Below are 13,939 nucleotides of genomic sequence, written 5' to 3'. Positions count from 1 at the left end.
ACCACCACCGCCGCTCCCGACGGCGACCACCGCGCAGCAGTCCACCGCGCCGCCGCCCCCGCCACCACCGGGGCTGCCGGGCTTCGGCACGACGCCGCAGACCACGACGCCGCAGACCACCGCGCCCCCGCCGCCGCCACCGGGCCTGCCCGGGTTCGGCACGCCCCGGGCCACGACGCAGGCCGCGTCCGGCCCGCCGCCGCCACCGCCGCCCGGCGGCGTCCCCCCGCAGGCGGGCACGTCCGCCACCCCGGCGGCCCCGTTCTCGACCCGGCGGGACACCGACCTCAAGGACGGCGTCCTGTCCAGGCTGCCGGAGCTGATCACCCCGGCCCCGCTGGACATCGCGGGCGTGCAGGTCGACATCGGGCAGGTCCAGGCCGGGTTCGACGCGATGTTCGGCGCGCTGCACGACAACCACGGCATCACCACCGCCCCGACCGTCAACCCCGACCTGGTCGTGCGGCTGGACGAGCAGACGTTCGCCAAGCACTTCGCCGTGCAGCAGGAGCTGGACACGGCGCTGAAGACCCAGGACCGGGGCGACTCCGACATCACCGCGGACCAGCTCAACGCCCACGGCATCGACCCGGGGGCGGTCCGCGCCGAGATCCTGTCCCCGGACTTCCTGACCAACCTCAACAACAACGACCCCGCCACCACCGCCCGCCTGGACGCCCTCCTCGACCAGGTCGTCCAGGCCAAGGCCGGCCCCAACGGCGACGTCCGGGCCCAGCGCGAGAGCCTCGTCCAGAGCACGCTGACCAACCCGGCGCGGGCGATCAACGGCCACGTCCTGCTCAACACCGACCACCTGGACGGCCTCAGCACCGACCCGGCCCGCAAGGCCGACGCCATCCGGCACCTGCTCACCCACGAGTTCATGCACGTCCACTCGATCGGCAGCGACCAGACCTTCGCGCACCGCGCCGGGCAGGGCGGCGTCTACAACCAGAACATCAACCCGGACGAGGCCGTCACCGAACTCCTGGCCCGCCGCATCACCGACGCCCTGTCCGAACGGCTCGGGCAGACGCCGCAGTACAACGAGTTCCCCACCGGCGGCAACCGCTACCAGGACAACATCGACGGGCTCAACAGGGAGTTCGACAAGAAGCGCGGCAAGTGGGACTCGTTCAACGCCCCGGACGCCTTCCAGGGGATGCTGAACGACTACTTCGGCGTGACCGAGCCCGCCGGCTCGTCCCGGGCGCGCCCCGCGCCGGCGGGGACGCCCGGGCAGGAGACCGACGCGCCCCCGCCCGCACCGCCGGGCTTCCAGGCGCCCCCGCCCCCGCCGCCACCCGCACCGCCGGGCTTCCAGGCGCCTCCGCCGCCCCCGCCACCGCCGGGCTTCCAGGCACCCCCACCCCCGCCGCCGTCCGGTCCTCCGGCGCCCCCTCCACCCGGCGCACCGCCGGCACCTCCCGCACCCGGCACGCGGACCGGCGCGCCCGCCACCCCGGCGGCCCCGTTCTCGACCCGGCGGGACACCGACCTCAAGAACGGCATCCTCACCAGGCTGCCCGACCGGCTCCCCTCGGCGCCGATGACCGTCGACGGCGTCCAGGTCGACCTCGGCCAGGTCCAAGCGGGCCTGGACGCGCTGTTCGGCACCCTGGCCGAGACCCACGGCGTCACCAAGACGCCCACCGTCACCCCCGACCTGGTGGTCCAGGTCGACGAGCGGACGTTCGCCAAGCACTTCGCCGTGCAGCAGGAAATGGACGCCGCGCTCAAGACCGAGGGCCGCGGCGACTCCGACATCACCCCGGACCAGCTCAACGCCCACGGCATCGACCCGGAGGCGGTCCGCGCCGAAATCCTGTCCCCGGACTTCCTGACCAACCTCAACAACAACGACCCCGCCACCACCGCCCGCCTCGACGCCCTCCTAGACCAGGTCGTCCAGGCCAAAGCCGGCCCCAACGGCGACGTCGACGCGTTGCGCGACAGCCTGATCGAGGACAACCTCAGCAACCCGGCGCGGGCGATCAACGGCCACGTCCTGCTCAACACCGACCACCTGGACGAACTCACCACCGAAGCCAACGCCGACCGCAAGGCCGACGCCATCCGGCACCTGCTCACCCACGAGTTCATGCACGTCCACTCGATCGGCAGCGACCAGACCTTCGCGCACCGCGCCACCGAGGGCGGCGTGTTCAGCGTGAACGTCAACCCGGACGAGGCCACCACCGAACTCCTGGCCCGCCGCGTCACCGACGCCCTGTCCGAGCGCCTCGGGCAGACGCCGCAGTACAACGAGTTCCCCACCGGCGGCAACCGCTACCAGGAGAACATCGACAAGCTCAACCACGAGTTCGACCGGCCGCGCCGCCCCTGGGACACCTTCAACGCGGCGGGCAACTTCCAGACGATGCTCGACGACTACTTCGGTGCCACCCGGCGCTCCGCGCCGGCCGCCGAACCGGGTCCCTCCCGGGCGGCGCGCCCCGCACCGGCCGCGCCCCCGCCCCCGCCGCCGCCACCCGCGCCGCAGGGCTTCCAGGCACCTCCGCCGCCCCCGCCACCGCCGGGCTTCCAGGCGCCCCCCGGTCCCCCGCCGCCGCCCGGCGCACCCCCCGCACCCGGAGCCCCACCGGCCCCCGGCGCGCCCGCGGCACCGCAGACCCCGTTCTCGCAGCGGCGCGACACCGACCTCGGCAACGGCGTCACCGTCGACCTGGCGAACACCACCCCCGCGCCGGTGACCATCGCGGGGGAGACCGTCGACATCGCGCAGATCCAGGCCGGGTTCGACGCGCTGTTCGGCCACCTGCGCACCGCCTACGGCATCACCGCCACTCCCGGGATCGACCCCTCCCGGGTGATCCAGGTCGACGAGCGGACGTTCGCCAAGCACTTCGCCGTGCAGCAGGAAATGGACGCCGCGCTCAAGACCGAGGGCCGCAGCGAGTCCGACATCACCCCGGACCAGCTCAACGCCCACGGCATCGACCCGCAGCAGGTCCGCGCCGAGATCCTCTCCCCCGAGTTCCTGACCAACCTGAACAACAACGACCCGGCCACCACCGCGCGCCTCGACGCCCTCCTAGACCAGGTCTCCCAGGCCAAGGCCGGTCCCAACGGCAACGCCCAGGTCCAGCGCGACAGCCTGATCGAGGACAACCGCAGCAACCCGGCGCGGGCGATCAACGGCCACGTCCTGCTCAACACCGACCACCTCGACGAGCTGACCACCGAAGCCAACGCCGACCGCAAGGCCGACGCCATCCGACACCTGCTCACCCACGAGTTCATGCACGTCCACTCGATCGGCAGCGACCGCACCTTCGCGCACCGCCACGACAGCGGCGGCGCGTTCGGCCGGAACGTCAACCCCGACGAGGCCGTCACCGAACTCCTGGCCCGCCACGTCACCGACGCGATCTCCCGGAACCTCGGGCAGACGCCGCAGTACAACGAGTTCCCCACCGGCGGCAACCGCTACCAGGACAACATCACCAGGCTCAACAAGGAGCTCGACAAGAAGTGGCAGCCGACCGACCCGGCGGTCACCTTCCGGACGATGCTCCACGACTACTTCCACGGCCCCGCCCCCGCCGCCCCCGGCTCGTCCGGGGTGCGCCCCGCACCGCCCAGGCCCGCCCCGCCCGGTCCCGCCCAGTCCAACCCCGCCGCGTCCAACCCCGCCGCGTCCAACCCCGCCGCGTCCAACCCCGCCCCGGGCACCTCGACCACGCGCGGCGCCGACGGCGGCCCCCGGACGCGCCCTGCCCCGCCCAGGCCCACCCGGAACCCGGTCATCCCGCTCGCCACGATCGCGGCGGCCAGGCCGCCGCAGGTGCTGCCGACCAGGAACCTGCCGGACTTCTTCCAGGGCAACCAGGCCCTCGGCACGATCGCCCCGGTCGACGTGCGCGGCGCGGCCAAGGTCACCGGCGCCGTCACCGGCCTCGCGCCGGCCGACGCGGCCCGGGTCGAGACCGCGATCACCTCCGACTTCGAGTCGTTCCTCGGCCACGGCCGGAACTTCCAGGTCAAGATCAACGGCAACTGGTTCGAGGCCAACGTGCGGGCCACGATGCTGCCGCCGGCCGACCCCGGCGCGGCGGTCACCACGCCGAACACCAACACCAAGGTCGACCTGACCGCGCAGGGCGGCACGAGCACGTCCACCACGAACACCCTGGCCACGGCCAACGACGTCGGCGGCGCGATCACGGCGGGTATGGCGGTCGGCCCGTACGGCTCGCTCGCCGGCAAGGCCCAGCTCGCCACCCCGGCGACCTCCACCACCAGCTCGACCTCGACGGTGGACCAGCGGATCATCCGCTCGGGCGAGCACTCGACGCGGGCCGAGGTCCCGGTCAGCTACCAGGTGACGCTCACCGACGCCCACGGCAACGCCCGGCCGCCGATCACCGTCGCGAGCGACGCGGACGGCCAGGTCGGCGTCACGCTCCAGGTCCCGGACGACCTGTCCACCATCATGGGGTCGAACCCGACCGTCGCCGCGAACCCGAACCCGCCCGCCGGCGACTGGGGCGCGCGGATCGAGCACCCGGTGCCCGAGGCGGTCACGGTCACCGACCCGGCCAAGGCGTTCACCGACGTGGCGGCCAAGCTCCACCCGTCCATCACCAAGGTCGGCGCGCCCGGCCGCACCGCGCTCCAGACCTTCCTGAGCCCGGGGACCCTCCGCGACAACCTCGGCGCGATGCTCACCGGCTGGGTGACGTCGCCGGACCTGGTCAGCCCGCACGCGAGCAAGGGCGCGGCGGTCCAGGCGCACGCCACCCTGCGCACCGCCGAGCTGGTCGGCGTGCACGACTCCGCGCAGCTGCGCCTGCACGAGGCCACCTCGAGCAGCACGGGCGTCACCGCGACCACCAAGACCGGGTTCGACGCCACCGGCGGGTTCGGCGGCAACCTCGGCGTGCCGGGCGCGGTCACCGGCCAGGTCGGCGCCACCCTCGGCTACTCGGCGCGCACCGCCGAGTCGTCGAACGCGGGCACGAACACCACCAACCGCACCGGCATCCAGCTCAAGGGGCAGACCGGCCTCTACAAGGTGACCGCCGACGTCCAGGTGCGCACCCCCAGCGGCGCCGACGTCACCGTCCCGGTGACCGCCTACGTGCGGCTGGGCACGCCCGAGGCCGCGGCGCTGAACCTGCCGGTCCCGGAGGGCACGCCCAGCGGCATCGCCCAGCCGACCGCGGAGCCCCGGTGGGCGCCGCCGTACCTGGACGGCGAGATCGCCGCGGGCAACGTGAAGGTCGGCGACTTCGAGCCGGCGAGCCGGGTTCAGCCGCAGGTCGAAGCGGCGCTGCGCAACGTCAAGGGCCTCGACGGCTTCCTGCCGAACTGGAACGACCCGGACGCGAACCCGCGCAGCGGCCGGGGCAAGGGCTTCGCGGACGTGTCGCGGCAACTGGCCAACCAGCGCAAGCTGAACCAGCTCTCACCCACCGCGCTCAAGTCCAACCTGGACAGCCTGATGGGGCCGGGCGTCAGCATCCAGCTGAAGAACTCCGACGCCACCACCAACACCTACGTCAACATCACGGTCAAGGCGAAGGTCCGCAACCCCACGCACCTCGGGCAGGCGGACGCGCGCAACGTGCGCGGCTCGTCGTCCAGCGGCCCGAAGCTGGACAGCGCCACCGCCACCACGAAGGGCTGGAGCGGCGGCGTCGAGGGCAAGGTCGCCGTCCCGACCACGACCGGCGTCGCGGCGGTGACGCCGACGCCCCAGTTCGGCGTGAAGTACAACCACTCGTGGACGACGAAGAACACCGGCGGCCCGACGGTCAACGGCACCGCGCTGAACGTCGGCAGCCCGAACGCGCAGGTGTTCGCGGGCGACGTCGAGTTCGAGGTGGAGATCACCACGTTCACCCGGCCCCGGTCGTGGGTGCAGCGGCTGACGCCGGCCAAGCCCGGTCAGCACGCGCCGGCACCGCGCGTGGTGGCCCGCACCGTGGGGGCGTCGGTCGACCCGAGCGCCCGGAACAACCCGGAGATCCTGCCGCAGATCAGCGGCAAGGTGAACCTGTGGGTGTCCGACGGCTCGGCGATGAAGACCGACCCGTCCGGGTTCCGGCCCGGCGACCCGGTCGTCACCAGGTTGACCGACGCGCCGACCGTCAAGGACCTGCTCACCACCCGGTCCGGGGCGAGGTCGCCGGAGTTCCTGCACGTCGAGGCGGTGGCGAACACCGGGGCGCTGCGCGACGAGGCGATCGCCGCGCTCACCCGGGCGGCGGGGGGCGACGCCGCGCTCACCGTGCCGGGCACCGAGGCGCGCAACCAGGTCGACCGCCTGTTCAGCCCGGAGAACCTCAAGGCCAACCTGCGCAAGCTGGTCGAGACCGGCATGCAGGAGCAGGGCCTCCGGTACGACCGGCGGATCACCGACCGCACCGGCTCGGTCGGCATGTCGGTGAAGCTGGGCAACCCCAAGCTGGTGTCGATCTCGAACGACACGGGCACCGAGAACGCGATCACCGGCGGCTACAAGGCCGGTGACGCCAGGTCGGTGAGCCGGTCGGTGGACGTCACCGGCGGCGTCAACGTGCCGATCAAGCCGATCGCCACCCCGCCGCCCGCGGGCGAGCCGACGCCGGCGAGCGGCGCGGGCGGCCTGGCCGTGGTCGGCAAGTACACCCCCTGGTCGGACTCGAAGTCCGACGCCCGGGAGCTGGGCGGCAGCGTCGACCGCAACGTGGTCACGCCGCCCGCCGCCCGGACCGTGCTGGTCCAGCTCGACGCGGACGTGACGATCGTCGCCGAGAGCCGGGCGGGCAACGTGTTCCACGGCGGCACGCCGCGCTCCGAGGGCGCGACGGTGACCCTGCCGAAGTCGGTGTTCGTGCGGGTCAGCGAGGACGTGGCGCGCGAGCTGGGCGTGCTGCCGAACGTCCGGCCGGACGTGGAGCCGCCCGCGTTCCCGACCATGGCCCCGCCGCGGACGCTGGCGGTCGGCGAGCCCGGCGCGCTCGGGCTGTCCGCCGTCGAGCGGGTGCCCGACCTGGGCGGCGTGGTCAACGACCTCGTCGCGGACGTGAACCGGAAGACGGGCAGGCGCTTCAAGGACCCGCTGGTGCCGGACTCGGTGCTGGCGGACTCGATGAACAACCTCCAGCGCCTGGTCGACTTCAGCTCCCCGACCAGCGTCAAGGCGATGATCGACAGCGCGCTGGACGGCGGCGTGCCGCTGCTGGTGCACCAGCCCGGCACGTTCGGCAAGGACTCGTTCCAGGTCACCCTGCGGGCGAAGACGGGCGCGCCGCGGTTCGACCGGGTCGTCAACGACGGCGTCGACGTGGAGCACACCATCGCGGGCGCCGAGAAGGTCACCGGCGGCCAGGGTCGCGGCAAGGGGTGGGGCGTCGGGGTCAAGGCGCCCGGCCTGGCCCAGCCGGGCAGCGCGAACCCGAACGTGTCCGGCACGGCGGGCGTGATCGCCGCCGCGAACTTCAACCACGCGCTGAGCAGCACGATCACCGACTCCACCACCCGGCAGTTCGGCCACCTGCGCGCGGGCAGCGGGCCCGCGGCGAAGTACACCGTGCCGGTCGAGTTCGAACTGGTCGTGGAGAAGGGCTCCGAGGTCGTCGCCACGAGGACCAGCCCGCCCCAGGACATGGTCGTCCGGCTGCACGCGGACAACCAGAAGGTCGACGGCCGGACCGCGCCGGACCAGCCGTACATGGCCGCCGCCGTCAAGCGCGGCGCGGAGCACGGCACGCCGGCGGCCGCGCTGGCGTGGCAGCGGGCGGGCACCCCGGCGACCCTGCCGCCGAGCGCGTCGGTGGAGAACCTGCGCGGCGCGAAGGACCTGCGGGACGCGGCGCTGCGCGCGCTGGCCGCGGCCGGCGCGAACCAGGGCATCACGGGCAAGGGCACGGGGCCGCTGAACACGCTGCTGTCCACGCTCGGCTCGGAGAACCTCCAGCCGAGCCTGCCCGGGATGCTGGACGGGCCGCTGGACGTGCCGGGCCTGCACGAGGCCGCGCTGACGTTCGGGCAGCACGCGGACGTGAAGGTCTACGCCAAGCTGGTGAACCCGAGGCTGGGCTCGCTGAGCGACGGCGTGAACCTGGAGAACCCGCGGTCCACCGTGAGCACGACCAGCGGTGAGGCGAAGATCAGCGAGAACGCGGACGCGTCCGTGGGCTTCGCGACCGGCAGCGCCGCGATCAAGCAGCACGGCGACCCGAAGGACACGGTCAACGTCGCCCTCGGCGGCGTCGAGGTGCGGCACGCGGCCGAGGACTCGCAGGCCGTGTCCGGCGGCGCGACCGACAACAAGGTCAACAACCTCAAGCCGCAGGGCCGGTCCGGGCTGGTCGAGTTCGACGTCGAGTACCGGGTCGTCGCCACCATCGGCGGCAGGACCGGCGTGGTCGACCTGGCGGTGCCGGGTTCGGCCGCGGTGCGGATGCCCGCGCCCGAGGCGGAGGCCGTGCTCGGCCGCGGGTTCGACCCGGAGCTGACCGCCGCCCAGGACGCCGTCAAGGACGCGGCGAAGGCGTGGCGGGACGCGGAGGTCGCGGTCGACAAGGCCCGCCACGACGCGCAGGACGCCATCAACGAGGTGGCGGCCGAACTCGCCAAGACCGACGCCGACCTCACCGGCGTCCAGATCGCGCTCAACGACGCGATCGGGACCCACCTCGCCGAGACCGGCAAGGTCGACGGCCTGACCGCCGAGGTCGAGGGCGCGCGCGCCGCCGTCGCGGAGGCGGAGGGCCGGGTGCGCGACCTCGGCGCCAAGGTCCCCGACCTGGAGGTCGCGGCGCTGAGCGCGAACAACGCCCTGCGCGACCGGACCGACGACGTCGCCGACAGCGCCGACGCCGTCGCCGACGTCGAGGGCAGGTTGTGGACCGCCCGCGACCGGCTGGCCGCGGCGGACGACGCCCTCCTGTCCGCGAAGGACGCCGAGGTCGACCGGGCCCGCGCGACCCGCGACGGCATCCAGTCCGAGGTCGACGCGCTGGCCGCGGAGCTGGCGGGGGCAACGGAGCGGCACGAGGCGGACCTGGCGGCCCAGCGGGAGGCCCGGCGGGTCGCCACCGAGGCCGACGACGCCCTGGCCGCCGCGAACGACGCCCTGCGCGGCGCGCGGGAGGACTACGCCACCGCGAACGACAGGCTCGCCGCGGCGAACGGCGACCTGCGCGACCAGCGGAGGACCGCGCGGGACGCCGCCACCGCGCGCGACGCCGCCCGGCAGCGGCACGACGACCTGGTCGCCTCCCGGGACGCGGGGGAGGCCCGCATCAGGGCGGCCGAGGTGGAGCTGAACGCCAAGCGGACCGACGCCGACGCCCGGCAGCAAGCCTGGTGGGACGCCAAGCGCGTGGTGGACCAGCGGATCGACGCCTTCAACACCCCGCCGCCCGCGCCCCAGCCACCCGCACCCCAACCACCCGCACCCCAACCACCCGCACCCCAACCGCCGGCACCGCCGCACCCACCGGCGCCGACCGACGCACCGCCCCCGGTGCCCGACCAGCGGTCCGCCGAGGGCGCGCCGCCCACCCCGGGGACGGGCGCACCGCACCCGCCGGCACCACCCGCCCACGTCGAGGAGGCCCTGCACCACCTGAGGCTCACCGCGAACGAGATGCTGCCGACCTCGCCGCCACCGGCCCCCGGCGGCCTGTACGAGGCCGTCGCGCGGGCCGTCGACGCCCCGTCGACGACCCTGCGGCGCGAGGTGGTGATCGCGTCGACGGGCTACGCCGAGCAGGTGGCCGACTTCACCGCGGCGCACCCGATGCGCAAGTCCCAGCTGTACGGCGCGCTGCTGGAGAACCTGAACTGGCCGATCCAGGACCAGGCCGAGAACGTCAGGGCCGGCAACGCCCGCGACCTCACCGGGCGGCTCATCGCGACCCGGATCGGGGCGAACGTGGTGATCCACCTGCCCGGCGTGCCGCAGCCGCTGCGGCTGCCGCCGTTCACCGGCCCGGTCCGGCCCGAGGTGCACGTGGACCTCGTCGTGGTGAACGGGGTGGCGACCTACCGCCCGCGCTGACCAGTCCGCAGTGGAGGGTGCCGGTCACCTGTTCAGGGGTGACCGGCGCCGCACACCCGAAGACCAGGCACGGTGAGCTGAATCGATCCAACGCCCACCCGGTGTCTAGTCGCTCACAGACGGGTCATGCTGTTGGGTCGGCCGGCCGGAGCGGGTCTAGCATCCGGGGGTCAAGGTCCTAGTACAGACCAGTCCACCACTGACGCTGGAGGCCGTTGCGCATGGCCGGCACCACCGCACCCGAGCGGGCGGGCAGCAGCTCCAAAGGGGGCGGAACGCTCTACCGCGGGGACCTGGGCATGTGGTCCTGGGTCGCCCACCGCATCACCGGTGTGTTGACGTTCTTCTTCCTGTTCGCCCACGTCTTGGACACCGCACTGGTGCGGGTGTCGCCGGACGCGTACGACAAGGTCATCGAGACCTACAAGAACCCGGTCGTCAACCTGTTCGAGGTCGGCCTGGTCGGCGCGGTGCTCTACCACGCGTTGAACGGCATCCGGGTGATGTTGGTCGACTTCTGGGAGAAGGGCGCGCGCTACCAGAAGCAGATGCTGTGGGCGGTGCTCGGCGTCTGGGTGCTGGTGATGATCCCCGGCACCTACTACATGATGGTCCGCACGGTTACCGACCTGTTCGGCGGGGGTCACTGATCATGAGCGAACTCATCCTCGACAAGCCCCGCTCCCCCCGTCGCCCCGCCGCCCGCCGCAGCAACTTCGAGCTGTACAGCTGGCTGTTCATGCGCATCTCGGGCGTGGCGCTGGTGGTCCTCGTGCTCGGCCACCTGTTCATCATGAACATCCTCGACGGCGGTGTGCACCGCATCAACTTCGGCTTCGTCGCGGGTCGCTGGGCGTCCCCGTTCTGGCAGTTCTGGGACCTGGCCATGCTGTGGCTGGCCCAGATCCACGGCGGCAACGGCCTGCGCACCGTGATCAACGACTACGCCCGCAAGGACGCGACCCGGTTCTGGCTCAAGGTGCTGCTGTACGCGTCGATGGTGCTGATCATCGGCCTGGGCACGTACGTGATCTTCACCTTCGACCCGAACATCACCGACTGACCCGCCGCGGAGAGCACATGCAGTACCACAAGTACGACGTCGTCATCATCGGCGCCGGCGGCGCCGGCATGCGCGCGGCGATCGAGGCAGGTCAGCGCGCCCGCACGGCGGTCCTCACCAAGCTCTACCCCACCCGCTCCCACACGGGCGCCGCGCAGGGCGGCATGTGCGCCGCGCTGGCGAACGTGGAGGAGGACAACTGGGAGTGGCACACCTTCGACACGATCAAGGGCGGTGACTACCTGGTCGACCAGGACGCCGCCGAGATCATGGCGAAGGAGGCCATCGACGCGGTCCTCGACCTGGAGAAGATGGGCCTGCCGTTCAACCGCACGCCCGAGGGCAAGATCGACCAGCGCCGGTTCGGCGGCCACACCCGCAACCACGGCGAGGCCGCCGTGCGCCGGGCGTGCTACGCGGCCGACCGCACCGGTCACATGATCCTCCAGACGCTGTACCAGAACTGCGTCAAGCACGGGATCGAGTTCTTCAACGAGTTCTACGTCCTCGACATCTGCCTGACCGAGACCGACAACGGCCCGGTCTGCACGGGCGCCGTGGCGTACGAGCTGGCCACCGGCGAGATCCACGTCTTCCAGGCCAAGTCGGTCGTCTTCGCCACCGGCGGCTTCGGCAAGGTCTTCAAGACCACGTCCAACGCGCACACCCTCACCGGTGACGGCATGGGCATCGTCTTCCGCAAGGGCCTGCCGCTGGAGGACATGGAGTTCTACCAGTTCCACCCGACCGGTCTGGCCGGCCTCGGCATCCTCCTCACCGAGGGCGCCCGCGGCGAGGGCGCGATCCTCCGCAACGCCTCCGGCGAGCGGTTCATGGAGCGCTACGCCCCCACCATCAAGGACCTGGCGCCGCGCGACATCGTGGCCCGGTCCATGGCGCTGGAGGTCCTCGAAGGGCGCGGCGCGGGCCCGAACAAGGACTACGTCCTCCTCGACTGCACCCACCTGGGCGCCGAGGTGCTGGAGTCCAAGCTCCCCGACATCACCGAGTTCGCCCGCACGTACCTCGCGGTCGACCCGGTGAAGGAGCCGGTCCCGGTCTACCCCACCGCGCACTACGCGATGGGCGGCATCCCCACCAACGTGCACGGCGAGGTGCTGCGGGACAACGACAACGTCGTCCCCGGCCTCTACGCCGCCGGCGAGTGCGCCTGCGTCTCGGTGCACGGCGCCAACCGCCTGGGCACCAACAGCCTCCTGGACATCAACGTCTTCGGCCGCCGCGCGGGCATCGCCGCCGCCGAGTACGCCAACAACCACGAGCACCTCGACCTGCCGGAGAACCCGGCGGCGAACGTCGAGGAGCAGGTGACCCACGTCCTGTCCGAGCACGGCCACGAGCGGGTGGCGGACATCCGCACCGAGCTCCAGGCCACCATGGACGCGAACGCGTCGGTCTACCGCACCGAGGACACCCTCAAGCAGGCGCTGCACGACGTGCAGGCCCTGAAGGAGCGCTACGGCCGGATCACCGTCCAGGACAAGGGCAAGCGGTTCAACACCGACCTGCTCGAAGCGGTCGAGCTGGGCTTCCTCCTCGAACTGGCGGAGGTCCTCGTCGTCGGCGCCCTGGCGCGCAAGGAGTCGCGCGGCGGCCACGCCCGCGAGGACTACCCCAACCGCGACGACACGAACTTCATGCGCCACAGCATGTACTACAAGCAGGGTGAGGGCCTCCAGTCGGACATCCGCCTGGACTACAAGCCCGTGACGTTCACCCGGTACCAGCCGATGGAGCGCAAGTACTGATGACCGCTACCGCTGAAGCACCGACCGGCTCCCGCGGCAACCAGCCCCCCGTACCGGACGGCGCGATCACCATCACCCTCAGGATCCGGCGCTTCAACCCGGAGTTCGACGACGAGCCCCGCTGGGACGACTTCGAGATCCCGGCGCTCCCCTCGGACCGCGTCCTGAACCTCCTCCACTACGTCAAGTGGTACCTGGACGGCACCCTGACGTTCCGCCGCTCGTGCGCCCACGGCATCTGCGGCTCGGACGCCATGCGCATCAACGGCGTCAACCGCCTGGCGTGCAAGGTCCTGCTCAAGGACCTCCTCGCCGCCAACGGCAAGCAGACCACCATCACCGTCGAGCCGATCAAGGGCCTCCCCGTCCACAAGGACCTCCTGGTGGACATGGAGCCGTTCTTCGAGGCCTACCGGGCGGTCAAGCCGTACCTCATCACGTACGGCAACGAGCCCACCCGCGAGCGGGTCCAGTCCATCGCGGACCGGGAGCGCTTCGACGACACCACGAAGTGCATCCTGTGCGCCGCCTGCACCACCTCGTGCCCGGTGTACTGGACCGAGGGCAGCTACTTCGGCCCCGCCGCCATCGTCAACGCGCACCGCTTCATCTTCGACAGCCGCGACGAGGGCTCGGAAGAGCGCCTGGACATCCTCAACGACGTGGACGGCGTCTGGCGCTGCCGCACGACCTTCAACTGCACCGACGCCTGCCCGCGCGGCATCCAGGTGACGAAGGCGATCCAAGAGGTCAAGCGCGCCCTGCTCTTCAAGCGCGTCTAGCCCCCACGCACACCTCAGGCCCTCCGAGCCCAGCTCGGAGGGCCTGAACGCATGCCACACCAGGTCTGAACGCATGACACGCGCGACCGGAACGCATGACTCGCGAGCACTGGACGCATGACACGCGCGCCCTGAACGCATGACTCGCCGGTCCTGAACGTACGACACGCCCGACCGGAACGTACGACTCACATGTCCCGAACGTACGACTCGCGCGTCCTGAACGTACGACTCGCGATGTCCGACCGGAGGACACGCGGTGTCCGAGTGGAGGACACGCCGACGAGAACGGGACCCACTACGGGAG

5 protein-coding genes and 1 pseudogene are annotated in these 13,939 nt (G+C 72.2%); 5 read left to right on the top strand and 1 reads right to left on the bottom strand.

Translation table 11 applies throughout. From position 1 onward, the window contains the following. Positions 1 to 366, bottom strand: a pseudogene (locus ACFV4N_RS30005) (hypothetical protein); the annotation flags it as partial. Here ACFV4N_RS30005 and ACFV4N_RS30000 point away from each other — a divergent pair. The 5 genes from ACFV4N_RS30000 to ACFV4N_RS29980 all read left to right on the top strand — a co-directional run bounded on the left by ACFV4N_RS30000 (position 353) and on the right by ACFV4N_RS29980 (position 13,632). Further along, positions 353 to 10,018, top strand: a complete 9,666-nt coding sequence (locus ACFV4N_RS30000; protein ID WP_499675979.1) for a hypothetical protein — start codon at positions 353 to 355, stop codon at positions 10,016 to 10,018. The pseudogene ACFV4N_RS30005 and the gene ACFV4N_RS30000 overlap by 14 nt on opposite strands. Before the next feature lie 221 nt (positions 10,019 to 10,239). Next, complete coding sequence (sdhC, locus tag ACFV4N_RS29995) at positions 10,240 to 10,668, top strand: succinate dehydrogenase, cytochrome b556 subunit (protein ID WP_344035975.1); 429 nt, start codon at positions 10,240 to 10,242, stop codon at positions 10,666 to 10,668. Positions 10,669 to 10,670: 2 nt separating this feature from the next. Then, complete coding sequence (locus ACFV4N_RS29990) at positions 10,671 to 11,081, top strand: succinate dehydrogenase hydrophobic membrane anchor subunit (protein WP_499675978.1); 411 nt, start codon at positions 10,671 to 10,673, stop codon at positions 11,079 to 11,081. Positions 11,082 to 11,098: 17 nt separating this feature from the next. Continuing rightward, positions 11,099 to 12,850 carry a succinate dehydrogenase flavoprotein subunit gene (gene sdhA / locus ACFV4N_RS29985; RefSeq protein WP_499675977.1) on the top strand — a complete coding sequence of 584 codons (1,752 nt, stop codon included), beginning with the start codon at positions 11,099 to 11,101 and terminating at the stop codon, positions 12,848 to 12,850. After that, positions 12,850 to 13,632, top strand: coding sequence for a succinate dehydrogenase iron-sulfur subunit (locus tag ACFV4N_RS29980; protein WP_499675976.1), 783 nt, complete (start codon positions 12,850 to 12,852; stop codon positions 13,630 to 13,632). The genes sdhA and ACFV4N_RS29980 overlap by 1 nt, the downstream gene beginning before the upstream one ends. Positions 13,633 to 13,939: the final 307 nt, after the last annotated feature.

This window comes from Actinosynnema sp. NPDC059797 (assembly GCF_042732085.1).
Taxonomy (GTDB): Bacteria; Actinomycetota; Actinomycetes; order Mycobacteriales; family Pseudonocardiaceae; genus Actinosynnema.
The sequence above is the reverse complement of the archived record's forward strand: the minus strand, read 5'-3'. Positions and strand labels throughout refer to the sequence as shown.